This is a genomic window from Serratia sp. EC4, assembly GCF_059652115.1.
The window spans coordinates 107594-132672 of sequence record NZ_JBNIDE010000010.1; the positions used below are offsets into that span (position 1 = coordinate 107594).

Annotated in this window: 20 protein-coding genes; 15 read left to right on the forward strand and 5 right to left on the reverse strand. The window is 61.1% G+C overall.

All coding sequences use genetic code 11. From position 1 onward, the window contains the following. Positions 1 to 3: 3 nt before the first annotated feature. Complete coding sequence (locus ACP39K_RS21520) at positions 4 to 1140, forward strand: ABC transporter substrate-binding protein (RefSeq protein WP_147881449.1); 1137 nt, start codon at positions 4 to 6, stop codon at positions 1138 to 1140. 160 nt (positions 1141 to 1300) lie between these two features. Next, complete coding sequence (locus tag ACP39K_RS21525; protein WP_033639383.1) at positions 1301 to 3424, forward strand: TonB-dependent receptor family protein; 2124 nt, start codon at positions 1301 to 1303, stop codon at positions 3422 to 3424. 27 nt (positions 3425 to 3451) lie between these two features. On the opposite strand, the gene ACP39K_RS21530 is transcribed toward ACP39K_RS21525, so the two are convergent. Continuing rightward, positions 3452 to 4348: a LysR family transcriptional regulator gene (locus tag ACP39K_RS21530; protein WP_015379061.1), complete on the reverse strand. Its 897-nt coding sequence runs from the start codon at positions 4346 to 4348 to the stop codon at positions 3452 to 3454. A gap of 272 nt (positions 4349 to 4620) precedes the next feature. Here ACP39K_RS21530 and ACP39K_RS21535 point away from each other — a divergent pair, with 272 nt between their 5' ends. From ACP39K_RS21535 to ACP39K_RS21570, 8 genes are all read left to right on the forward strand, one after another. Further along, on the forward strand, positions 4621 to 5937 hold the full coding sequence (locus tag ACP39K_RS21535) for a M20 family metallo-hydrolase (RefSeq protein WP_497008823.1): 1317 nt from the start codon (positions 4621 to 4623) through the stop codon (positions 5935 to 5937). Continuing rightward, a complete protein-coding gene (locus tag ACP39K_RS21540) occupies positions 5934 to 7385 on the forward strand; it encodes a M20 family metallopeptidase (protein ID WP_079450163.1) in 1452 nt (483 codons plus the stop codon). Before ACP39K_RS21535 ends, ACP39K_RS21540 begins: the two co-directional genes overlap by 4 nt. Positions 7386 to 7485: 100 nt before the next feature. Further along, positions 7486 to 9012 (forward strand): p-aminobenzoyl-glutamate transporter, encoded by a 1527-nt coding sequence (abgT, locus tag ACP39K_RS21545; RefSeq protein ID WP_028127596.1) that lies wholly within the window; start codon positions 7486 to 7488, stop codon positions 9010 to 9012. A 178-nt stretch (positions 9013 to 9190) separates the two neighbouring features. Next, positions 9191 to 10117, forward strand: a complete 927-nt coding sequence (gene cscK, locus ACP39K_RS21550; RefSeq protein ID WP_060445085.1) for a fructokinase — start codon at positions 9191 to 9193, stop codon at positions 10115 to 10117. Positions 10118 to 10311: 194 nt separating this feature from the next. Next, positions 10312 to 11718, forward strand: coding sequence for a carbohydrate porin (locus ACP39K_RS21555; RefSeq protein ID WP_497008829.1), 1407 nt, complete (start codon positions 10312 to 10314; stop codon positions 11716 to 11718). Between the two features lie 63 nt (positions 11719 to 11781). Further along, on the forward strand, positions 11782 to 13152 hold the full coding sequence (locus ACP39K_RS21560; RefSeq protein ID WP_033639379.1) for a sucrose-specific PTS transporter subunit IIBC: 1371 nt from the start codon (positions 11782 to 11784) through the stop codon (positions 13150 to 13152). Continuing rightward, positions 13152 to 14561, forward strand: a complete 1410-nt coding sequence (locus ACP39K_RS21565; RefSeq protein ID WP_497008830.1) for a sucrose-6-phosphate hydrolase — start codon at positions 13152 to 13154, stop codon at positions 14559 to 14561. Before ACP39K_RS21560 ends, ACP39K_RS21565 begins: the two co-directional genes overlap by 1 nt. Before the next feature lie 21 nt (positions 14562 to 14582). Continuing rightward, entirely contained in the window at positions 14583 to 15626 is a 1044-nt protein-coding gene (locus ACP39K_RS21570) for a LacI family DNA-binding transcriptional regulator (protein WP_197788032.1), read from the forward strand. A gap of 55 nt (positions 15627 to 15681) precedes the next feature. Here ACP39K_RS21570 and exbD read toward each other — a convergent pair whose 3' ends face one another. Both exbD and exbB read right to left on the reverse strand, forming a co-directional pair. Continuing rightward, positions 15682 to 16104: a TonB system transport protein ExbD gene (gene exbD / locus ACP39K_RS21575; RefSeq protein WP_004937307.1), complete on the reverse strand. Its 423-nt coding sequence runs from the start codon at positions 16102 to 16104 to the stop codon at positions 15682 to 15684. A gap of 3 nt (positions 16105 to 16107) precedes the next feature. Continuing rightward, a complete protein-coding gene (gene exbB, locus ACP39K_RS21580; protein WP_072270933.1) occupies positions 16108 to 17088 on the reverse strand; it encodes a tol-pal system-associated acyl-CoA thioesterase in 981 nt (326 codons plus the stop codon). A 431-nt stretch (positions 17089 to 17519) separates the two neighbouring features. Here exbB and metC point away from each other — a divergent pair, with 431 nt between their 5' ends. Continuing rightward, positions 17520 to 18716 carry a cystathionine beta-lyase gene (gene metC / locus ACP39K_RS21585; protein ID WP_033639378.1) on the forward strand — a complete coding sequence of 399 codons (1197 nt, stop codon included), beginning with the start codon at positions 17520 to 17522 and terminating at the stop codon, positions 18714 to 18716. A gap of 145 nt (positions 18717 to 18861) precedes the next feature. Next, complete coding sequence (locus ACP39K_RS21590; protein WP_004937300.1) at positions 18862 to 19524, forward strand: DedA family protein; 663 nt, start codon at positions 18862 to 18864, stop codon at positions 19522 to 19524. Positions 19525 to 19534: 10 nt separating this feature from the next. On the opposite strand, the gene ACP39K_RS21595 is transcribed toward ACP39K_RS21590, so the two are convergent. Beyond that, entirely contained in the window at positions 19535 to 20455 is a 921-nt protein-coding gene (locus ACP39K_RS21595; protein ID WP_033639377.1) for a LysR family transcriptional regulator, read from the reverse strand. A gap of 107 nt (positions 20456 to 20562) precedes the next feature. On the opposite strand from ACP39K_RS21595, the gene ACP39K_RS21600 reads away from it, so the two are divergent. Then, positions 20563 to 21591 carry a zinc-dependent alcohol dehydrogenase family protein gene (locus tag ACP39K_RS21600; RefSeq protein ID WP_244757807.1) on the forward strand — a complete coding sequence of 343 codons (1029 nt, stop codon included), beginning with the start codon at positions 20563 to 20565 and terminating at the stop codon, positions 21589 to 21591. 7 nt (positions 21592 to 21598) lie between these two features. Here ACP39K_RS21600 and ACP39K_RS21605 read toward each other — a convergent pair whose 3' ends face one another. After that, positions 21599 to 22486, reverse strand: a complete 888-nt coding sequence (locus tag ACP39K_RS21605; protein WP_156866316.1) for an AraC family transcriptional regulator — start codon at positions 22484 to 22486, stop codon at positions 21599 to 21601. Positions 22487 to 22712: 226 nt separating this feature from the next. On the opposite strand from ACP39K_RS21605, the gene yqhD reads away from it, so the two are divergent. Then, complete coding sequence (gene yqhD, locus ACP39K_RS21610) at positions 22713 to 23876, forward strand: alcohol dehydrogenase (RefSeq protein ID WP_016930127.1); 1164 nt, start codon at positions 22713 to 22715, stop codon at positions 23874 to 23876. Positions 23877 to 24161: 285 nt separating this feature from the next. After that, positions 24162 to 24986, forward strand: coding sequence for a 2,5-didehydrogluconate reductase DkgA (gene dkgA, locus ACP39K_RS21615; RefSeq protein ID WP_060445081.1), 825 nt, complete (start codon positions 24162 to 24164; stop codon positions 24984 to 24986). Positions 24987 to 25079 lie beyond the last annotated feature (93 nt).

The window sequence follows — 25079 nt, forward strand, 5'->3', positions numbered from 1 at the left end:
TTCATGCCCGCTGTTCTTATCGCCAAAGCCGGCCGCTGGTTGGCCGCCTGCGTTTTACTGTTGGCCGGCGCCGCTCAAGCCACGCCGATCGTCGTCACCGATGTCGCCGGCCGCCAGGTCACCCTGCCGCAACCGGCAAAACGCGTTATCCTGGCCGATGCCCGCGCGTTGCTGGCGCTGAATATTCTGCATCCGCAGGAGCCGCTGAAAAACATCATCGCCTGGGACAACTCGCTGAAGGTCAAAGCGCCGGATCTGGTTGAAGCCTACGCGAAAAAATTCCCGCAGGTCATGCAGATCCCCACCTTCGACAACCCCTACACCAGTGATTTCAGCGTGGAAAGCGCGGTGGTGCGTCAACCGGATCTGATCATTTTCGACATTGGCCTGCTGAGCAAATTGAAAGACAGCGGCGTGCTGACCCAGCTGGAAAAAGTCGGCATCCCGGTGCTGATCATCGATTTTCGCCAACAGCCGCTGACCAACACCATCGCCAGCATGGCGCTGTTGGGTAAAGTATTTGACGAGCAGCCCAATGCCGACGCCTTCATCCGTCTCTATCAGCAGCGCCTCGAGCTGGTGCGGCAGCGGGTCGCCACGCTGAAACCGGAACAGCGCCCCAGCGTCTTCATCGAGCGCAGCGCCGGCATCAAAGGCGAACAGTGCTGCAACACCTTCGGCAAAGGCAGTTTCGGGCAGTTCATCGATACCGCCGGCGGCAACAATATCGGCAGCACGCTGTTTTCAGACATGGGCGGTGAAGTGAACGTCGAACAGGTGATCAGCAGCAACCCGGATTTCTATCTGCTGACCGGCGCCGACTGGAGCCGCGGCCATCGCGGCACGCTGGCGGTGCCGCTGGGTTACGCCACCGATATGGCCACCAGCCAAAAGAAACTGGCGCACCTGCTGGATCGCACCGGCATTAACGTGCTGAAAGCGGTGAAAGAAAAACGCGTGATGGCGATTTATCATCAATTTTACGACACGCCTCTCAACTTTATCGCGGTTGAGGCGATCGCCAAATTCCTGCACCCGGCGCTGTTTAAAGATATTGATCCGCAAGCGGATATCGAAATGGTGCACCAGAAATTCACCGCGCTGGATTACAGCGGCGTCTTCTGGCTTACGCCACAATAACCCCCGCCAGGGCCCGCCAGCCGGGCCCTGTTTCCCGCAGTCATTATTTAGTTGCCTACTTAACTATCCCGTAACAATTTTATTTACTTGCCAATAATTATCATTAAGATTGTCTTTTCTAAAAAAATACATCCGGGTCTGAAACTCTTAAGGCATTATTATGTCACCTCTTTTTCGGCTTTCTCTGCTGACGGCTTCCATCGCCGTCGCATTCCCTGTCCTTGCTACTGATAACTCATCTCAGAACGATACCGACACCGTGACCGTCGTCGGCAACTGGCTGGACAACCCTGATACCAGTTCGGTGCTGCTCAACCATCCGGGCGCGCGTTCCATCGTCACCCAGCAGCAAATGCACGAACAGGGCGACCAAACCATCGCCGATAGCCTGCGCGGCGTACCCGGCGTGCAAGTGCGCGACAGCAACGGCACCGGCGGCAGCGACATCTCGCTCAACGTCGGCGTGCGCGGCCTGACTTCGCGCCTTTCTCCACGCTCCACCATTCTGATGGACGGCGTCCCGCTGGCGGTCGCGCCTTACGGCCAGCCGCAGCTGTCGATGGCTCCGCTGTCTATCGGTAATCTGCAATCGGTGGACGTTGTGCGCGGCGGCGGCGCGGTGCGCTACGGGCCGCAGAACGTCGGCGGCGTGATCAACTTCGTTACCCGAGACATTCCCAAAACGTTTGGCGGCACCGCCAGCGTACAAACCCAGGGCGCCAGCCACGGCGGCCTGAAGACCCTGACCAGCGCCTCCGTGGGCGGCACCGCAGACAACGGCCTCGGCGCCGAACTGCTCTATTCCGGCCTGCACGGCCAGGGCTACCGCGACAACAACGACAACACCGACATCGACGATTTCATGCTGAAAACGCGTTATGCGTTTACCGATCGCGACGAACTGTTGGCCAATTTCCATTACTACGACGCCAAAGCCGGCATGCCGGGCGGGCTGAGCAGCGCGCAATACGCGCAGAACCCGTTCCAGTCCACGCGGCCGTGGGACCAGTTCGAAGGCCGCCGCAAGGATATGTCGTTCAAGTACAAACATCAGGAAGACGACAAACAGTTCGAAGTGTTGACCTACTTCACCGACAGCTACCGCGGCAGCAACATCGAATCGGAAGGCACCGGCAAAAACGCGGGCCAGCGGCGCATGGTCTCCTATCCGCGCCACTATTCAACCTGGGCGATCGAACCAAGTTACTCGCAGGTCTTCCGTTTCTGGGATATGGCGCACGAGATCACCCTCGGTTACCGCTACCTGAATGAAACCATGGATGAAAAGGCGTCTCGTTCGGCCTGGTATAACCCGGCGAATATCGGCTCGACGCCGGAGACCCCGGACTATTACCAGCACACCTCTGGCGGCACCGCAGCCAACGCGTTCTATATCGACGACACCATTAACGTCGGCAACTGGACGGTCACGCCGGGCCTGCGTTATGAAAGCATTCGCACCCACGTGGACGATTCGTTCAACAACATCAGCCGCGAGAAAAGCTACAGCGAGCCGCTGCCGTCATTGAACGTGATGTACCACCTGTCTGACGCATGGAAACTGTTCGCCAACGCCAACACCTCGTTCGGCAGCATGCAGTATTTCCAACTGACCAAAGGCGGCAACGGCAACCAGCCGGCGCCGGGGCTGACGGCGGAAAAAGCGCGCACCTATGAGTTCGGCACCCGCTACGACGACACCGTGGTTAAGGCCGAGGCCACGCTGTTCTATATCGACTTCGATAACCAGCTGCAGTACATCAGCAACGACGTGGGCTGGACCAACATGGGCGCCACCAAGCACAAAGGCATCGAGCTGGCGCTCAGCTACGATCTCAGCGAGCTGAATCGGGCGCTCGACGGCGCCAGCGTCTACACCAGCTATACCTACACCAAGGCCAGCACCGACAAGGGCGACTTCGCCGGTAAAGATCTGCCGTTCTACTCGCGCCAGGTCTATACCGTCGGTACGCGTTACGCCACCGGCAGCTGGGTATGGAATCTGGACGGTTATGCGCAGTCGAAACAGCATTCGCCGGGCACCGGGCCGGAGTACATCACGCAGGAAAGCGCCGATGGCCAGTTCGGCAACATCGCCGGTTACATGGTGTGGAATATGCGCGGGGAATATAACTTCGGGCCGCAGCTGTCTAACCTGACGCTGGGCGCCGGGGTGAAAAACCTGTTCGATCAGCGCTACTTCACCCGCTCCAACGACAATAACTTCGGCAAGTACGTCGGCGAACCGCGCACCTTCTTCGTGCAGGGGTCGATCGCTTTCTGATACCCAGGCCCCGATGGGGCTTCGGTATCACCGACAATAAAGACGAAACAGGCGCGCCAGGTGCGCGCCCATCGGCGTCAAGGTGGTGTCCTTGCGTTGGATAAGATAAAACGTCGCTTTCGGCAGACGCTCTTCCAGCTCAAGCGGCACCAAATGCTTGCCCAGAATCGGATCCGAAATCACGTCCACCGACAGAATGCTGACAAAATCGCTCTGCGCCACCAGGCTGGTACAGGCCATAAAGGTCTCACAGGTCACGCTGATCGACGGCGCCATGCCCAAGTCCCCGAACAGATCGTGCAATAGCCGGTAATAACTGCCTTTCGGCGTCGGCATGGTCCAGTCGCAGTGCTGCAGCTGTTTCAGCGAGGTCGCCCCCTCCATCGGATGCCCTTTGCGCACCACCACCCGATACTCTTTTTCCATCAGCCGTTCATACTGCAGCTCGTTGTCGAGGCTGCTGGGGTAATAGGTATTGACGGTAAAATCCAGCTCGCCCTGGCGCAGTTCTGGGATCATCGACACCAGTTGCCCCTCGACGATGCGCACCTTCACGTTCGGATACTCACGGTGAAACTGGGTGACCACCTGCGGCATCACGGTGCGCGCAATGCTGCCGCCAACGCCGATATTCACCGTGCCGCCCGCCAACCCCAGCCGCTGCTGAATGTCTTCCTGCGCCACCCGCAGCTCTTCGAGGATCAGGCTGGCATGCTGGAAAAAGTTATCGCCGCAGTCGGTCAATACCACCCCCTGACTGCGGCGAATAAACAGCTTGGCGCCCAGCACCTCTTCCAGCTCCTGAATGGCTTTGGTCAGTGCAGGCTGGGAAAGGCGAGAGGTGCGGCTGGCGGCGCGGATGCTGCCCTGGCGGCTAACGTCCACAAATGCACGCAATTGGTGCAATTTTATCGAGGCTGGCATAGGCGAAAGGCGATAACCGTTATTTATCAATAGCAAGATATTGGCATCTTATTTAGCCAGATTCCATTGTGTACATTCGGAAAAAACATAATAAATAACCAAATTCTTATTTCGCTTAATTAAGCGCATTTTCTGCGCCAATAAGCGCCATTCACGGCAGTTAGTAACCAAACGCACCTTTTTCTTTGCAATAGCTTCACCGTCTGATTTCAGTTCAGAGCATAACTGCTGCCTGGAGCGATCCAGCGCGCGATAACTTATGAGATATCACTATGACTAATTCGCTTTCGATGTTGGTGGCCGATCTGTACCCGCAATTGCAGGCCTGGCGCCGCGACTTCCACCGCTATGCCGAATCCGGCTGGTTTGAGTTCCGCACCGCCACCCTGGTGGCGGAAGAACTCGATCGGCTGGGTTATCGTTTGCAGCTGGGCCGCGAGGTCATCAAGGCAGAGGCGCGCATGGGACTGCCCTCGTCCGATGAGCTGGAGGCGCAGGAACTGCGCGCCCGCAATCAGGGCGCGTTGGAAAAATGGTTGCCGCACTTTTCCGGCGGCTTCGCCGGCATCGTCGCAACGCTCGATACCGGCCGCTCCGGCCCGATTATCGCCTACCGCGTGGATATGGACGCCCTCGATCTCAACGAATTGCTGGAACCCGAGCACCTGCCGTTCCGTGAAGGGTTCGCCTCTTGCAACAGCGGCATGATGCATGCATGCGGTCATGACGGCCATACCACCATCGGCCTGGGGCTGGCGCACGTGTTCAAAAGCCTGGAGTCCCAGCTTAGCGGCACCGTCAAACTGATCTTCCAGCCGGCGGAAGAAGGCACGCGCGGCGCAAAATCGATGGTGGAGGCCGGCGTGGTGGACGACGTCGATTTCTTCACCGCAGTGCATATCGGCACCGGCGTGCCGGCCGGCGAGCTGGTGTGCGGCAGCGACAGCTTTATGGCCACCAGCAAGCTGGACGTTACCTTTCGCGGCGTCGCCTCCCACGCCGGCGCCAAGCCGGAAGACGGTCGCAACGCGCTGCTGGCAGCGGCGCAGGCTGCGCTGGGGCTTTACGCCATCCCGCGCCACAGCGAAGGCAGCTCGCGCATCAATGTCGGCGTGCTGCAGGCCGGCACCGGCCGCAACGTGATCGCCGATCGGGCGTTTATGAAGGTGGAGACGCGCGGCGCCACCAATGAGATCAACGCGTTCGTCTATCAACAGGCGCTGAACGCCATCGAAGGCGCAGCCAAAATGCACGGCGTCGCCTGCGACATCGCGCTGATGGGCGCGGCGCAGAGCAGCAAACCGACCCAACCGTGGGTGGATTACATCCGTCGCCAGGCGCAGCAGATAACCGAGCTGACCTCGGTGGTCGATCGCCGCGAACAGGCTGCGGGTTCGGAAGACGCCACCTACATGATGGAACGGGTGAAATCCCGCGGCGGCCAGGCCTCATATGTCATTTTCGGCACCGAGCTGAGCGCCGGACACCATAACGAGAAATTCGACTTCAACGAACAGGTGATGGCGGTGGCGGTGAAAACGCTGGCGTCGCTGGCGCTGAACCTGCCGACATTCGGGAGCGGAGCATGAGCAACTCAGAACTGCAGGCTTTTATCGACGACTACATTGACCAACGCCAGTCCCGCTTCAGCGCGCTGAGCGACGCGATTTGGGACCATCCGGAAACGCGCTTTAACGAGACCTATTCCGCCACGTTGCTGGCCGATGCGCTGGAACAGGAAGGCTTCTCGGTCGAGCGCGGCGTGGGCGACATCGAGACGGCGTTTATCGCCAGCTACGGCAGCGGTCACCCGGTTATCGCGCTGCTGGGCGAGTACGACGCGCTGGCCGGGCTGAGCCAGCGGTCCGGTTGCGCCACGCCGCAGCCGCTGGTGGAAAACGGCAACGGCCATGGCTGCGGCCACAATCTGCTGGGCACCGCGGCGCTGGCGGGCGCCTTCGCCGCCAAGGCGTGGATGCAGCAGAACCGGCTGACCGGCACCCTGCGCTTCTACGGCTGCCCGGGTGAAGAGGGCGGCTCCGGCAAAACCTTTATGGTGCGCGAAGGCCTGTTCGACGACGTCGACGCCGCCCTCACCTGGCACCCGGAAGGCTTCAGCGGCATGTTCAACACCAGTACGCTGGCCAACATTCAGGCGGCGTTTCACTTCAAGGGCGTCGCCGCCCATGCCGCCAACTCGCCGCACCTGGGGCGCAGCGCGCTGGACGCGGTGACGCTGATGAATACCGGCGCCAACTTCCTGCGCGAACATATCGTGCAAGAAGCGCGGCTGCACTATGCGGTCACCCACACCGGCGGCAGCTCCCCCAACGTGGTGCAGGCCGACGCCGAGGTGTTGTACCTGATCCGCGCACCGCAGCTCGACCAGGCGCAGGACATTTACCAACGGGTGATTAACATCGCCAAGGGCGCAGCGCTGATGACTGACACCCAGATGGAAGTGCGCTTCGACAAGGCCTGCTCCAACTATGTGCCAAACCGCAGTCTTGAACGCGCGATGTATCAAAACCTGTGTGATTTCGGTCTGCCCGAGTACAGCGACGCCGAACGCCGCTTCGCCGAGGAAATCCGCCAGACGCTGAGCCGCGACGATCTGCGCAACGCCAAACTCAACATTGCCCGCACCGGCGGTGCAGCCGGGCGCGAGTGGGTGCAACTGCTGGGAGATAAGGTGCTGATGGACGAGGTCGCTCCTTATGTGGAATCCGACGATCTGCTGTACGGCTCTACCGACGTTGGCGACGTGAGCTGGGTGGCGCCGACCGCCCAATGCTTTAGCCCCTGTTTCGCACTCGGCACTCCGCTGCACACCTGGCAACTGGTGGCGCAGGGCCGCACCGCTATCGCCCATAAGGGCATGTGCCTGGCCGGCAAGGTGATGGCGGCGACCGCCGTCGATCTGCTGAGCGACAGCGCCCTGCTGGCGCGCTGCCGCAGCGAGTTTGAGCGCCGGCGCGCCGAACAGCCGTACCGCTGCCCCATCCCGCAGGGGGTGAAGCCATCTCCATTGAAATAGCATGAACAGACAGGGCCCGGACAACCGGGCCACCAAGAATAATTATAAATAAATCAAATAATAACAATCACACAACAGAGCAAACACAGAGGGTAAAATCATGAGTGAGGCCACAACGCCAATCAATAAAAGCCCCGGACGCGTTTTTTACTGGGTGGAACGCATCGGCAATAAGATCCCCAATCCGTTTTTATTGTTCGTTTATTTGATCCTGGTGCTTATGCTGGCCACCGCGCTGTTTTCCTGGCTCGATGTGGCGGTGAAAAATCCGGCCACCGGCGAGCTCATCAAGGTGAATAACCTGATGAGCGTGGCGGGCATGCAGTGGATATTTCCCAATATCATCCATAATTTCAGCAGCTTTGCGCCACTGGGGGCTATTTTGGCGCTGGTGATAGGCGCCGGCCTGGCGGAAAAGGTCGGCCTGCTGCAGGCGCTGATGTATAAAATGGCCTCGCGCGTCAGCGCCCGCTACGCCAGCTATATGGTGCTGTTTATCGCCTTCTTCAGTCATATATCGTCGGACGCCGCGCTGGTGGTGATGCCGCCGCTCGGCGCGCTGATGTTTGTAGCGGTGGGTCGCCACCCGATAGCCGGACTGCTGGCGGCGATCGCCGGCGTCGCCTCCGGTTTTACCGCCAATCTGTTGATCGTCACCACCGACGTATTGCTTTCCGGCATCAGCACCGAAGCCACCAAAGCGGTGGATGGCGCGGTTCACGTCAGCGTGATAGACAACTGGTACTTTATGGCCACCTCCGTGATCGTGCTGACCATCGCCGGCGCGCTGCTCACCGACAAGTTTATCGAGCCCCGTCTGCCGAAGTGGCAAGGCGGCGCCGAAGACAAAATCGCAGCGCTGACCCCGCTGCAGAACCGGGGGCTGATGATGAGCGGCATCGCCGCGCTGGTGTTTATCGCCATCATCGCCGCTCTGGTGGTGCCGGAGGCCGCGCCGCTGCGTGACCCGAACACCGGTTCGGTGATCCCTTCCCCGTTCATCAAGGGTATTGTGCCGATCATCATCCTGTTCTTCTTCACCGTCGCCATTACCTATGGCGTAGTCACCAAACAGATCCGGCGGCCGGACGATATTCCCCACCACTTGCTCGATCCGATGAAAAGCATGGCGGGTTTTATCGTGATGGTGTTTCCGCTGTCGCAGTTCGTGGCGTTCTTTAACTGGAGCAACATGGGCAAGTTTATGGCCGTCGGTCTGACCGATATGCTGGAAGCCGCCGGCATGAGCGGCGCACCGGCATTTCTCGGCCTGATGTTCCTCTCCGCCTTCCTGTGTATGTTCATCGCCAGCGGCTCGGCGATCTGGTCAATTTTGGCGCCGATCTTCGTGCCGATGTTTATGCTGCTCGGTTTCCACCCGGCGTTCGCCCAGATGATCTTTCGCATCGCCGACTCTGCGGTGCTGCCGCTGGCGCCGATGTCGCCGTTCCTGCCGCTGTTCCTCGGCTTCCTGCAGCGCTACCGCAAAGACGCGCAGCTCGGCACCTATTACGTGTTGATCCTGCCCTATCCCGTGGTGTTCTTCAGCGTGTGGATTTTGCTGCTGCTGGTCTGGTATGCGCTAGGCTTGCCAATCGGTCCCGGCGTCTATCCGAAGCTGGGCTAAACGCCCCGCTATCTCGCCCCGCGCTGGTTCGCGGGGCAGATCCCCTCTTCCCCAAGCCCAGCAGAAAGATTGATCTTCCTCACTGACCAAGCGGCTCTGAGGATTATTTCATTGCCTTGCTAAACCGGTTCTTCTATTTTAGCTCACCATCTGACAACGACAAAAACAGGGATTAAGCATGATGAATCGCGTATGGGTACTGGGCGACGCCGTGATCGACCTGGTGCCGGAAAATGCCAACGGTTATCTCAAATGCCCCGGCGGCGCGCCGGCGAACGTGGCGGTGGGTATCGCCCGCTTGGGCGGCGACAGCGCCTTTATCGGCCGGGTGGGGCAAGACAGCTTCGGCGCCTTTCTGCAGCAGGTGCTGAGCGATGAAGGGGTGGATATTGACCATATGCTTTCGGATCCCGAACACCACACCTCCACGGTGGTGGTGGATCTCGATCAGCACGGTGAGCGCTCATTCACGTTTATGGTGCAGCCCAGCGCCGATCTGTTTTTGCAGCCCGACGATCTGCCGGCTTTCCAACGGGGCGAATGGCTGCACCTCTGCTCCATCGCGCTGTCGCAGGAGCCCAGCCGCAGCACGGCCTTTACGGCGATGGAACGCATGCGGGCAGTCGGCGGCCGGGTCAGTTTCGATCCCAACATCCGCGAAGAGGTCTGGCGTCAGCCGGAAGCGCTGCGCCCCTGCCTGCAAAAGGCGCTGCTGCTGGCGGATGTGGTGAAACTGTCGCGCGAAGAGCTGGCTTTCATCAGCCACCTTGACGATGTGGAGAACGGCATCCGCTGGATGATGCAAACCTATCCGCTGCGCCTGCTGCTGGTGACGCTAGGCGGCGACGGCGTCTGCGTACACGATGGGCATCGCCTGCGCCATTTCCGCGCGCCGTCGGTCGTGCCGGTCGATACCACCGGCGCCGGCGACGCGTTTGTCGCCGGGCTGTTAGCGGCGCTGGCGCGCCTTCACGCATTGCCGCAGGACTCGCAATGGCCGGCGGTTATCGCCCAGGCTCAGGCCTGCGGCGCGCTGGCCACCACCGCCAAGGGCGCCATGACCGCCCTGCCTCACGCCGAAGAGCTGGCCGCTTTTCTGCGTTGATCCCCTGCATCCACGGCGATCCCCTGGGCGCCGTGGTCTTTTAACCCGCGATTTGCGCGCTCGATCACAATAGCTGAATCGGGTTAGCAAACTTGATTGCCAGTCCGCTCCTCGATCGTTATCTTTCGCCATGAAAAACCGGTTTAGCAATTTAGCAAAAAATAATAACAACCCTTCCCGGATGATAGACGATGATGAAAAAACTCAGCTATTTGGCGATAACAACAGGGCTTTTCCTCTCCACGTCTGCCGCTGCAGCCTCCGGCGGCGGCGGCATCGAGGCGCGCCTCAACGCGCTGGAACAACGCCTGGCGCAGGCGGAACAGCGCGCCGCTCAGGCTGAAACTCGCGCCACCGCGGCGGAACGCCGGGCGCAACAGCTGGAACAGCGCACCGCCAGCACCGAAAGGCAAACCGCGCAGGTCGTGCAGCGCGCCGCCGCGCTTGAAACGCAATCCTCTCCGACCAGCGCGCTGAAACTGAACGGTTTCAACGATCTGAAACTGTACGGCGACGTGGAGTTCAATCTGGACGGCGCCAGCCGCAGCGGCCAGCTGACGTCGCTGAAAGGCAGCGACCACAAGGACTGGAAACCCGGCAACAAAGAGCGCTGGGACATCAATGGCCGCATTCTGGTCGGGCTGGACGGTTACCGCCGCAATCCGGACGGCAACTTCTCCGGCTTCAGCGTCCAGCCGCTGGCGGACATGAGCGGCAAAATGAACCTGGACGACGCCGCTTTCTTCTTCGGCAATGAAAAGAACTGGCAAACCAAAATCGGCCGCTTCGAAGCCTACGACATGTTCCCGCTGAATCAGGACACCTTCATTCAATACTCCGGCAATACCGCCAACGACCTGTACGCCGACGGCTTCGGCTATATCTACATGATGAAAGAAGGCCGCGGCCGCAGCAGCGGCGGCAACCTGATGCTGAGCAAATACGCCGGGGATGTCTATTTCGAACTGAACACGCTGGTGGAAGACGGCACCTCGCTGTTCCAGGACAACAGCTACCACGGCAATGCGCTGGAAAATAAGAAAAACGTCGCCTATTTGCGCCCGGTGATCGCCTGGAAGAAAGACGCCTTCAGCATCGCGGCGGCGATGGAAAGCAACGTGGTGAATAACGCTTACGGCTATCAGGACAGCCAGGGCCGCTTCGTCGACCAATCCAAGCGCAACGGCTACGGCATGACGATGAGTTGGAACAACAGCGCCGCCAATCCGGATAACGGCGTGGTGGCCAACCTGAGCACCGCCTATCTGGATGCCTCAGGCGAGCAAGACTTCACCGCCGGCGTCAACGTGCTGTGGCGACGCTTCGAACTGGGTTATATCTATGCCCATAACAATATCAAAGAGTTCAATACCGCCGGGATCGCCGCCGATATCCACAACCCGCTCAGCGAACCGGGCAACTACGACATCCACACCGTTCACGCGTCGTATCAGATACCTAACATTATGAATATGAAGAATTTCAACCTGTATTTAGGCGCCTATGTGTCGCTGCTGGAAGCCAACGCCGACAACAAGATCGCCAACGGCGACAACGACCAGCGTTACGGCATGCGCGCCAGATTCAAGTATTTCTTCTGACATCGATTCACGGCGCTGCGCCGCAAACTGCGCGGCGGCATTTTTATTTAGCAAGGGGACAACATGGACATTACCGCAACCGCCAACGCGCTGTTGCCGCTGCTCGGCGGTAAAGAGAACATCGCCAGCGCCGCCCACTGCGCCACGCGCCTGCGCCTGGTGCTGGTGGACGACAGCAAGGTGGACAAAGAGGCCATCGGCAAACTGGACGGCGTTAAAGGCTGCTTCAGCAACGCCGGTCAGATCCAGGTGATCTTCGGCACCGGACTGGTCAACAAGGTGCATGCGGAATTCATCAAGGCGGCGGGCGTCAGCGAATCCAGCAAGGCCGAAGCCGCCGATATCGCGGCGAAAAAGCTCAACCCGCTGCAGCGCATCGCGCGCCTGCTGTCGAACATCTTCGTGCCAATCATCCCGGCGATCGTCGCTTCCGGCCTGTTGATGGGGCTGCTCGGCATGGTGAAAACCTACGGCTGGGCCGATGCCAACAGCGCGCTGTTCATCATGCTGGATATGTTCAGCTCGGCGGCGTTCATTATCCTGCCGATTCTGATCGGTTTCACCGCCGCACGCGAATTCGGCGGCAATCCCTATCTGGGCGCCACGCTCGGCGGCATTTTGACGCATCCGGCGTTGACCAATGCCTGGGGCGTCGCCGGCGGGTTCCACACCATGAATTTCTTCGGTCTGGACATCGCCATGATCGGCTACCAGGGCACGGTATTTCCGGTGCTGCTGACGGTGTGGTTCATGAGCCTGTTGGAAAAACGTCTGCGTAAGGTGATCCCCAACGCGCTCGATCTGATCCTGACGCCGTTCCTGACGGTGGTGATCTCAGGCTTTGTCGCCCTGCTGTTTATCGGCCCCGCCGGCCGTGCGCTGGGCGACGGCATCTCCTTCGTGCTCAGCACGCTGATCGCTCATGCGGGGTGGTTCGCCGGGCTGCTGTTCGGCGGCCTCTATTCCGCTATCGTCATTACCGGCATCCACCACAGTTTCCACGCGGTAGAGGCCGGGCTGCTCGGCAACCCCACTATCGGCGTCAACTTCCTGCTGCCGATTTGGTCGATGGCCAACATCGCTCAGGGCGGCGCCTGCCTGGCGGTCTATTTCAAAACCCGCGACGCCAAAATCAAAGCCATTGCGGTGCCTTCGGCCTTTTCCGCCATGCTCGGCATCACCGAGGCGGCGCTGTTCGGCATCAATCTGCGCTTCGTGAAACCGTTTCTGGCGGCGCTGGCGGGCGGCGCGCTCGGCGGGGCCTGGGTGGTGGCCAACCATGTCGGCATGAACGCGGTCGGGCTGACGGCGATCCCCGGCATGGCGATCGTGCAGGCCAGTTCTCTGGTCAGCTATATCATCGGTCTGGCGATCGCGTTTGGCAGCGCCTTTGTTCTCTCCCTGCTGCTGAAATACAAAACGGACGCGCAATGATGGAAGAACTCAGCTTAATCAAACAGGCAATGCGGGCGGTCATGAACGGCCAGCCGCTCGCGCTGCGCGATCCGCACCGCCCGGCCTGGCATCTGGCGCCCAGCGTTGGCCTGCTGAACGATCCCAACGGCTTTATCCAGCACAACGGCGTTTATCATCTGTTTTATCAGTGGAATCCGCTGGGTTGCGATCATCGCAACAAATGCTGGGGACACTGGCAGTCGGCCGATTTGCTGCGTTGGGAGCACCAACCAATCGCCCTGGCGCCCAGCGCCTGTTACGACAGCCACGGCTGTTACTCCGGCTCGGCGGTGGCGGCGGAAGGCAAAATCACGCTGATCTACACCGGCAACGTGAAATTCCCAGACGGCTCACGCACCGCTTACCAATGCCTGGCTCAGGAAAGCGAACGGGGCGAATACCGCAAGCTCGGGCCGGTGCTGCCGCTGCCGGAGGGCTACAGCGGTCACGTACGCGATCCGAAAGTGTGGCGTCATCAAAATGACTGGTACATGGTGCTCGGCGCGCGTGACCTGCAGGATCGCGGTAAGGTGCTGCTGTTTCGTTCCAGCAATCTGCGTGACTGGCAATCGCTGGGCGAGATCGCCGGTTCCGGTCTGAACGGCTTAGAGGAATTCGGCTACATGTGGGAGTGCCCGGATCTGTTCACGCTGGACGGCTCCGATGTGTTGATCTGCTGCCCGCAGGGGCTGGCGCCGCAGCCGGAACGCTATCTCAACCGTTATCAGGCCGGCTATCTGCTCGGCAAGCTGGATTACCGGCAGGCGGCCTTCAGCCACGGCGAATTCCGCGAGCTGGACGCCGGCTTCGAGTTCTACGCGCCGCAGACGACACTGGCGGAAGATGGCCGGCGCCTGCTGTTCGGCTGGATGGGCGTGCCCGAGCAAGATGAAGAAGCCCATCCGACGCGCCGTTACGGCTGGATCCACACCATGACCTGCCCGCGCGAGCTGTCGCTGCGGCATGGCCGCCTCCACCAGCGCCCGGCGCGCGAGCTGCAACAGCTGCGCGGTGAGCGAGCAGGCTGGCAAGGCCGCGCCGATGACGCCCCCGCCTATGCGCTGGGGGCCGCGGAGTTGCAAATGACGCCGCAGGGCGCGTTCAGCGCAACCTTTGGCGACACGATGACGCTGAACTGGGACGGCGAAAGGCTGCAGCTGACGCGCACTTCCCTGACCGACGGCCGGCCGGAGCACCGTTACTGGCGCGGCTCGGTCACGCATCTGCAACTGCTGTTCGATCGTTCCAGCGTGGAAATTTTCATCAACCGCGGCGAGGCGGTGATGAGCGCGCGCTACTTCCCGGCTGGTGAGCCGCAACTGCGGCTGTGCGGGAGCGCGCCGCTGGCGTTGGAATACTGGCCGCTGACGCCATGCATGCTAGAATGACGCATCCTCCGATGACTTCAGATGGCGTCAGTGAAAAAAAATAAACGCATTACCATCAGTGACATCGCCACGCTGGCCGGGGTGTCGAAATCGACCGCCAGCCTGGTGCTGAACGGCCGCAGCAAGGAATATCGGGTGTCCGACGACACCCGCGATCGCGTTCTGGCGCTGGCGCACGAACACCATTATCAGCCCAGCATCCACGCCCGCTCTTTGCGCTCCAACCGCAGCCACACGCTGGGGCTGGTGGTGCCGGAGATGACCAACTACGGCTTTGCGGTGATTTCGCGCGAGCTGGAAACGCTGTGCCGCGAAGCCGGTCTGCAGCTGCTGATCGCCTGCACCGATGAAAACCCGGCGCAGGAGATGATGGCGGTGAACAGTCTGGTGCAGCGGCAGGTGGATGGCTTGATCGTCGCCTCCAGCCAGTTGAACGACGCGGAATACCAGAAGATCAACGCCGGGCTGCCGGTGGTGCAGATGGACCGTCTGATCGCCGGCTCCGAACTGCCGCTGGTGATCACCGATTCGGTCAATTCGACTGCCGACCTAGTGGAAAAGGTCGCGCGCCAACATCCGGATGAGATCTATTTTCTCGGCGGGCAGCCGCGCATTTCGCCGACCCGCGATCGCCTCGCCGGCTTCCAGCTTGGCCTGGAGCGCGCCGGCATCAGATGCAAACCGGAATGGATCATCAACGGCAACTATCACCCCAGCTCAGGTTACGAGATGTTTGCCCAGCTGTGCGCACAGCTGGGGCGTCCGCCTAAAGCGCTGTTTACCGCCGCCTGCGGCCTGCTGGAAGGCGTATTGCGTTATCTGACTCAGCATCAGCTGATGGAGAGCGACATTCACCTGTGCAGCTTCGACGATCACTACCTGTTCGACTGCATGACGCTGAAGATAGACACGGTCGCGCAAGACTGCCTGGCACTGGCGCAACATAGCTTCGACCAAGTCACCGCGCTTATCGACGAACGGCCGCTGGAACAGAGCGCGCTTTATCTGCCGGGCCGTATCCACTGGCGTCATGCCGGTTCCCGGGCTTTGTTAGCCGGGGAGTGATATCTCAGAATCAATAAAAAAGGGCGCCTGAGCGCCCTTTATCGTTTTGCTGCCGCTACTTGGCGGCGCCCTCCATGCCCACCAGCCCCACTTTCAGGTAGCCGGCTTTACGCAGGGTGTCCATCACGCTCATCAGCGTTTCATAGTCCACGCTCTTGTCCGCCTGGAAGAAGATGGTGGTTTCTTTGTTAGCCTGGGTACGTTGATCCAGCACCGAAGTCAGCTGATCGGCATTCACCGGCTGATCGCCGACGTAGAGCTGCTTGTCGGCCTTCACCGACAGGAACACCGGTTTTTCCGGCCGCGGCTGCGGCTTGGCGGAAGAAGCCGGCAGATCGACGCGGATATCTACCGTTGCCAGCGGCGCGGCCACCATAAAGATGATCAACAGCACCAACATGACGTCGATAAACGGCGTCACGTTGATTTCATGCAGTTCGCCGCTGTCGTCCAGATCTTCATTTAAGCGCATCGCCATGACTCACCCCGCCCGCAGTTGGTGCGCGTGCTGTGAGCGCTTGGCTTCCGCCGTCGCGGCCAGATCCAGATCGCGGCCCTGCAGCAGCATGACCTGCGCCGCCACGTCGCCCACCTGCGCACGGTGGCCGCTGATGACGCGGGCGAAGATGTTGTAGATAACGACGGCAGGGATCGCCGCCACCAGGCCCAGCGCGGTCGCCAGCAGCGCTTCCGCGATGCCCGGCGCCACAACCGCCAGGTTGGTGGTCTGCGAATGGGCGATGCCGATGAAGCTGTTCATGATGCCCCACACGGTGCCGAACAGGCCGACGAACGGCGAGATGGCGCCGATGGTGGCGAGGAAGCCGTTGCCGCGGCCCATGTTGCGGCTGTAGGCCGCCACGCGGCGCTCGAGACGGAAGCCGGTGCGCTCTTTGATGCCGTTGTTGTCGTTGGATTCCGCAGACAGCTCCAGCTCGTTTTGCGCATCGTTCAGCAATACCGCGCTGACGCTCTCCGGGGCGAAGTTTTGCGCCAGCTCGGAGGCTTCATCCAGCGAGCGCGCTTCGGCCAGCGCCAACTGCTCGCGGCGCAGACGGCGCTTGGCGCGCAGCAGTTCGCTGCCTTTGGAGAACAGAATGGTCCAGGTCACGATCGAGGCCAGCACCAGGCCGATCATTACCGCTTTCACCACCGCGTCGGCGTGCTGGTACATGCCCCAAACGGACAGGTCCATGCCGCGGGTTTCCGGTGGCTGGATCGTTGGCGCCGGGTTCACCGGCGTGATGCTCTCCGGCGCGGCGGCTGCCGCAGGTGCAGGCGCGGTGGTCGGCGCAACGCTTTCGGCAACGGCCGGATTGCTCGCCGGCGCGGCCTGCGCGCTGCCGGCCAGCCCCACGACCAGCACCATAGAAGCCATCAGGCTGCGGCCGAAGGCCTTGCCCCACTGCGCCCGGCCCTGGCCGAACGATCCTTGATTTAAATTCTTGCCAGCCGTTTTCACGCTGTGCCTCCACCCATTACCGATCAAAATTAAGGAATAATTCAGCGTGCGATCATATCAAACCAACCGGGGATTGATAGTAGTTCTCATTATTATTTACCAAATAAACGAGAAAATTTTAGCCAGCCCCGCCACAAAGCGCCAATCTGCGTCCGTTCACCGCCAACTGCCCCTTTTATAGGGTTATTTCGTTACTTTTCTCCCACAACGACGCAACAACGCCGCGCTGCCGAACGGCGTCTTGACCGATGAATGGGCTTCTCTCTCGCACCACGGCAGAAGGATGAGGCGAGAAATGCGCGCCCGACAGACAATTATAGCCGTTTCTATATCTGGAAGTTAAAACGTCTGGATGGCTATATTAACTCATGTTAACGTAAGGGCTATCGCAAACGGGCACGTGCAGAGCAACCAGAGGTGAGCCAGGTACCATGACGTCAAAACATATCGAAACCACGCTGATCGGCGCCGGCCGCAGCCAGCGTTACACCCAGGGCTCCGTCAATCCCGTCACGCAACGCGCCTCTTCTTTAGTCTTCGACTCCGTCGCTGCCAAAAAACACGCCACCGCGCAACGCGCCCACGGCGAGCTGTTTTACGGCCGACGCGGCACCCTGACCCACTTCGCCCTGCAGGATGCGATGGTGGAGCTGGAGGGCGGCGCCGGCTGCGTGCTGTACCCCTGCGGCGCGGCGGCGGTGGCCAATGCGATTCTGTCGTTCGTCGGCGCCGGCGATCACCTGCTGGTCACTGGTTCGGCGTACGAACCGACCCAGGATTTCTGCACCCATATCCTCGGCCGCATGAACGTCAGCACCACCTATTTCGATCCGCTGATCGGCGCCGATATCGCCACGTTGATCCAACCCAACACCCGCGTGGTGTTCCTGGAATCCCCCGGCTCCATCACCCTGGAAGTGCAGGACATTCCGGCGATGGTGCAGGCCATTCGCGCCGTGGCGCCGGAGGTGGTGATCATGATCGACAATACCTGGGCGGCGGGCGTGCTGTTCAAGGCGTTGGATTTCGACATCGATATCTCCATTCAGGCCGGCACCAAATACCTGATCGGCCATTCCGATTACATGCTCGGCACCGCCGTCGCCAACGCGCGCTGTTGGGAGCAACTGCGCGAGTACTCCTATCTGATGGGGCAGATGGTGGATGCCGACACCGCCTACATGGCGAGCCGCGGCCTGCGTACCCTGAGCGTGCGCCTGAAGCAGCACGAACGCAGCAGCATTGAGGTCGCCAACTGGCTGGCCGAACGGCCGGAGGTGGCGACGGTCAATCACCCGGCCCTGCCCAGTTGCAAAGGCCACGAGTTCTATCGCCGCGACTTCAGCGGCTGCAACGGGCTGTTCTCCTTCGTGCTGAAAGAGCGGCTGGATGAGGCGCAGTTGGCCGCCTACCTGGACAACTTCAGCCACTTCAGCATGGCCTACTCCTGGGGCGGCTTCGAGTCGCTGATCCTGGCCAACCAGCCGGAAGAACTGGAAGCGATCCGCCCGGCGGGCGGCGTCGATTTTTCCGGCACGCTGGTGCGGTTGCATATCGGTCTGGAGAACGTCGAAGACCTGATCGCCGATCTGGCGGCCGGCTTCGATCGCCTCAACGGCGTGCGCTAAGGCGGATTCCGATAATTTTCTTCGTCTCGTTTAATGTCGGCTTAAGCTATTAGCGGTACACTAACCGGGTAACTGTCAGATACGGTAACCGCCGCATCCTGGAGAACGTGACCCCGGGCGCAACCGGCATGCAACAGGACATAAAATGGATGTATTACGAGAGATTATTCATGCGCTTTGGCAGCAGGACTTCATCGCCCTCGCCGATCCAAGCGTAATTTGGGTGGTTTACGCCGTACTTTTCACCACTCTGTTTTTGGAAAACGGACTGCTGCCCGCCTCCTTCCTTCCCGGTGACAGCCTGCTGCTGCTGTCGGGCGCGCTGATCGCCAAAGGCGTGATGGGCTTTGCCCCCACTCTGCTGATACTGACCGCCGCCGCCGGGCTCGGCTGCTGGCTGAGCTATATCCAGGGCCGCTGGCTGGGCCACACCGGCCTGGTGAAGAGCTGGCTGCTGCAACTGCCGGCACAGTACCACCAGCGCGCGCACAACCTGTTCAACCGCCACGGGCTGACGGCGCTGCTGATCGGCCGCTTCCTCGGTTTCGTACGCACCCTGCTGCCGACCATGGCCGGCATTTCCGGGCTCAACAGCTCGCGCTTCCAGGTGTTCAACTGGCTGAGCGCGGCGATCTGGGTCTGCGCGCTGGTCGGCCTCGGCTACGCGTTCAGCCAAATCCCTCTGGTGAAACGCTATGAAAGCCAGGTGATGACCGGCCTGATGCTGCTGCCGCTGCTGCTGCTGTTCGTCGGCCTGCTGGGCGCCATGCTGGTGATCTGGCGTAAAAAACGCGCCGCCTCTTCCTGAACCGGGCGCGCTACAGCGCCTTCTCGACCAACGCCAGACTGGCAGGCAGTTTGTTCACCAGCGTATCCACCGCCAGCCGCACCTTCAGCGGCAGGTGAGGCGTGTGCGGCCACACCGCATGCGCTTCAAAGGCGGCGCCCGGCCGATCGCGCAGCAAGCGCACCAGCGCCCCGCTCAGCAACTGCTCACGCACCAGCCAGCACGGCAGCCAGGCAATGCCGAAACCCGCCGTCGCCGCATCCGCAATCGCCTGCAGGTCGTCCATTTGCAGCCGGTTATTCGGCATCACGTCCTGCGGCTTGCCGTCGCTATCCAATACCAACCAGCTGCGCCGCGCGCCGGCGCGCATATAGGTCACCGCCTCATGCTGCGCAAGTTGCTCGATGCTGTGCGGTTCGCCGCACCGCTGCAGATAGGCCGGCGAGGCGCACAGCGCCATGCGGTGATCGCCGATGCGGCGCGCCACCAAGCCGCTGCTGTTGGCCAGCGTACCGTTGCGAATCGCCATATCGAAGCCGTCCTCAATCAGGTCCACCACCCGATCGCTGAACGACAGCTCCAGCTCCAACCCAGGATGCTCGCGCGTCAGTTCGGTCAGCAGCGGCGCAATGCACATGCGGCCAAACAGCACCGGCATCGACACCCGCAGCCGGCCGCTGACCTGTCGTTTCCCCGACTCCAGCAGCGTTTCCGCGCCACGGATCTCCTCCAGCGCCCGCAGGCAGCGCTCATAAAACAGCGCACCGTCGTCGGTCAGGCTCTGGCTGCGCGTGGTGCGATGAAACAGCCGCACCCCCAGCCGCTGTTCCAGCCGGGCAATGGTTTTGCCGACCGCCGAACGCGAAAGATGCAGCCGACTGGCCGCCAACGCAAAACTGCCCGCCTCCACGGCGGTAACGAATACCGAAATGCCGCTCAACCGATCGCTCATGATTTGTCGCCCTGAAAGAAACAATCTGCGGAAATCTTATCGCCACTGGCGAACCTTCATCAACGATATTATCGACAGGTCGTTAATCGCAGACTTTGGAGAACATCATGACCGACACGATGCAACGCTGGACGATGAGCGCCCTGGGGCGTGAGCACCTGCAGCTGACCACCGACGCGATCCCGCAGCCGGGGCCGCGCGAGATCAGAGTGAAAGTGAAGGCTATCTCACTCAATTACCGTGACAAACTGATGATAGAAAGCGGCATGGGGCTCACGCTGCCGCAGCCGTTCACGCCCGCCTCGGACATGGCCGGCGAGGTCGATGCCATCGGCCCCGGCGTCAGCCGCTTTCAGCCCGGCGCGCGCGTCATTTCCACCTTCAGCCCCGGTTGGCTCGACGGCGAGCAAAAACCCTACGGCGATGCGCGCCGGGTGCCTTATCACACCCTCGGCGGTTTTTATCAGGGCGTGCTGGCGGAATACGTGATAGTGCATGAAGATTGGCTGGTGGCGGCGCCGGCGTCGCTGGACGATGTTCAGGCCAGCACCTTGCCGTGCGCCGGGCTGACCGCCTGGTTCGCACTGGTGGAGCAAGGCAGGCTGCGCGCCGGCGACTCGGTATTGGTGCAAGGCACCGGCGGCGTGGCGCTGTTCGCGCTGCAGATCGCCAAAGCGCACGGCGCCGAGGTGTACGTCACTTCCGGCAGCGACGAAAAATTGGCGCGCGCCAAGGCGCTGGGCGCCGACCGCGGCATCAATCGCCTGCATGGCGACTGGGTGGAGAAGGTCTATCAGTTGACCCAGGATCGCGGCATCGACCATGTGGTGGATACCGTGGGCGGCACCAACCTCGGCAACTCGGTGCGCGCCGTGGCGGTGGGAGGACGCATCTCGGTAATAGGCATCCTGGAAGGCAACGAAATTTCCGCCCCCGCCGGCCCGCTGCTATTAAAATCCGCAGTGATTCAGGGCATCGGCGTCGGCCACCGCCGCGCGCTGGAAGACCTGGTGCGCGCCGTGGACGCCGTCAACCTGCAGCCGGTGATCGACCAGGTATACCGCTTCGATCAGCTGCCGCAGGCGCTGGATCACCTCGATCGCGGGCCATTCGGCAAGATCGTCTTAACCCCATAAATGCGGCTCAGCCCTCCAGCAACAGCGGGTTGGCCTCGCGCAGCCGGGCGACTTCATCGCTCGGCGTCATGCCGAACAGCCGTTTGAACTCGCGGCTGAACTGCGACGCGCTTTCGTAGCCGACGCGGATCGCCGCCGTGCTGGCCTTCAGACCGTCATGAACCATCAACAGGCGCGCCTTATGCAGCCGGTACGACTTCACGTACTGCAGCGGCGAGGTGTTGGTCACCGCCTTGAAGTTGTGGTGGAACGCCGAGACGCTCATGTTGACCTCGCTGGCCAACTGCTCGACGTTGATGCTGTCGGCATACTGATGTTCGATACGCCGCAGCGCCTTGGCGATCTGGCTGAAGTGGGTATGCCGATTGACCAACTCCTGCAGCGACGCGCCGCAGGCGCCGCGCAGCACATAATAGAGAATCTCCCGTACGATCTGCGGCCCAAGCACCCGGGCGTCGAGCGGATTGGCCATCACGTCGAGCAGACGCTCGGTGGCGCACAGCAACTCTTCCGTCATTTCCGCCAGGTTCACCCCGTTGCTCTCCGCGCGCGGTTGCATCAGGTAGTCGTCATCGCCGATGTCGATCAGCAAGTCCTGCAGCATTTGGGTATCGATATTGACCGCCAACCCAACCAGCGGCAGTTCCGGGCTGGCGAAGGTTTCGCATTCAAACGGCAGCGGCACCGTCATCAGCAGGTAGTTGCGCGGATCGTATTGGAACTTCTTATTGCCGCAATAGCCGACCTTGTGCCCCTGAAAAACAATGACGATCCCCGGTTCATACATCACCGGCTGACGCGGGCTGTGGCGATCGACATACAAAATCTTCACCCGCGGCACCGGCGACGGCGTGTAGCCGTTGCCGCTGGCGATAGCCATCGCCTGGCGCGCCATGCGGCTGCGCAGCGCATCGATTTCAATCACGGAAACACCCTCTTACAGTCAGAACGATTCGGCATAAATCATAATTTAAAACTCGCCATTTCTACAGCCAGTTGTAGAAATAGGCAAGAACCAAACAGGAATGTGCATTGTGCGTTGCCGCCCGGTTCCTGACAATACGGGCCAGATACTTTTGCGCCACTTTGGCGCCCGCCTGACAGAAAGAGAGAAATCAACCATGCACAACTTCATTCTGCATACCCCAACCAAAATCCTGTTCGGCAAGGACCAAATTGCCGACGTGGCCGGCCAAATCCCGGCGGACGCGCGCATCCTGATCACCTACGGTGGCGGCAGCGTAAAGAAAAACGGCGTGCTGGATCAGGTGCATAGTGCGCTGGCCGGCCGCGACGTGCGGGAGTTTTCCGGCATCGAGCCTAACCCGACCTACGAAACGCTGATGAAAGCGGTCGAGGTGGTGAAAGCGGAAAACATCGATTTCCTGCTGGCGGTCGGCGGCGGTTCGGTGGTTGACGGCACCAAGTTCATCGCCGCCGCCGCCCGTTATACGGCCAGCAACGACGCCTGGCACATTCTGCAGACCGTCGGCAGCCACATCGCCGACGCGGTGCCGATGGGCTGCGTGCTGACGCTGCCGGCCACCGGCTCCGAGTCCAACAGCGGCGCGGTGATCACCCGCAAAAGCAGCGGCGACAAGCAGCACTTCTTCTCTCCGCTGGTGCAGCCGCGCTTCGCCGTACTGGATCCGGTGGTGACCTACTCGCTGCCGCCCCGCCAGATCGCCAACGGCGTGGTCGACGCCTTCGTGCACACCCTGGAGCAGTATCTGACCTACCCGGTCGACGCCAAGGTGCAGGATCGCTTCGCCGAAGGCCTGCTGTTGACCCTGCTGGAAGACGGCCCGCGCGCGCTGGCCGAGCCGGAGAACTATGCGGTGCGCGCCAACGTGATGTGGAGCGCCACCATGGCGCTGAACGGCCTGATCGGCGCCGGCGTGCCGCAGGACTGGGCGACCCACATGCTGGGCCACGAGCTGACCGCCATGCACGATCTCGACCACGCGCAAACGCTGGCCATCGTGCTGCCGGCGCTGCTGCACGAGAAGAAAGCGCAGAAGCGCGAAAAACTGCTGCAGTACGCTGAACGCGTCTGGGGCCTGCGCGAAGGCAGCGAAGACAGCCGGATCGACGGCGCCATCGCCGCCACCCGCGCCTTCTTCGAACAGATGGGCGTGCCGACCCGCATGGCGGATTATCAGCTCGACGGCAGCAGCATTCCGGCGCTGCTCGACAAGCTCCATCAGCACGGCATGACCGCCCTGGGCGAGCATCAGGACATCACCCTGGACGTCAGCCGCCGCATTTATGAAGCGGCGCGTTAATCGCAAAACGGCGATTTTTTGCTAGGCTTTAGTCTCCGCCAGCCATTTTTCGCCGCATCCTGCGCCCGGCCGATCACCGGGCGCAGTCGGGCGCTTCAGCGCCGCCGATCGTTTCGCACCACTCGTCTTACCGCTCATTCGCAGGGAGAGCGGGGAGAAAATGGCCCTCCCGCCACCGCTGAAATTAGGCTGGCAAACCCGGCAACCGCCCATTTTGCCAACTAGAATTTATCTATAGCCGTTTCGGCGCCGCAGGCGCCGCAATCCGTACACAAGGAGATGCGCATGACAACGCAACAACCCATCATCAAACTCCACGATGGTAATCTGATGCCGCAGTTGGGTCTCGGCGTTTGGCAGGCGAGTATTGAAGAGACCACCCGCGCGGTGAGCAAAGCGCTGGAGATCGGTTACCGCTCCATCGACACCGCCGCGATTTACAAGAACGAGGAAGGCGTCGGCGCCGCGCTGCAGTCCAGCTCGCTGCCGCGCAGCGACCTGTTCATCACCACCAAGCTGTGGAACGACGATCAGGGCGATCCGCTGGCGGCGCTGGAAAGCAGTCTGGAAAAGCTCAAGCTGGACTATGTGGATCTGTATCTGATCCACTGGCCGCGCCCGCAGCAGGATCAATACGTCTCCGCCTGGCGCGAGCTGATCAAGCTGCGCGAACAAGGCCTGGTGAAAAGCATCGGCGTATGCAACTTCCATACGCCGCACCTGCAGCGTCTGTTGGATGAAACCAACGTGGCGCCGGTCGTCAACCAGATCGAGCTGCACCCGCTGCTGCAACAGCGCCAGCTGCGCGCCTGGAACGCCACGCACCATATCGCCACCGAATCCTGGAGCCCGCTGGCGCAAGGCGGTGAAGGCGTGTTCGACCAGCCGCTGATCAAGGCGCTGGCCGAAAAATACGAGAAAACCCCGGCGCAGATTGTGGTGCGCTGGCACCTGGACAGCGGTCTTATCGTCATCCCGAAATCGGTCACGCCGTCGCGGATTCGCGAAAACTTCGAGGTGTTTGATTTCAAACTCGATAAAGATGAACTGGGCGAGATCGCCAAGCTGGATGTCGGCAACCGCCTCGGGCCGGATCCGGATACCCTGTAATCTCCCCCCAAGCCCTCTCCGGCCGGAGGGGGCTTTTCCTTCCCGCACATTGCTCCTTTGCGCCGCCTGACGTTATGATGACGACGCCGGAGG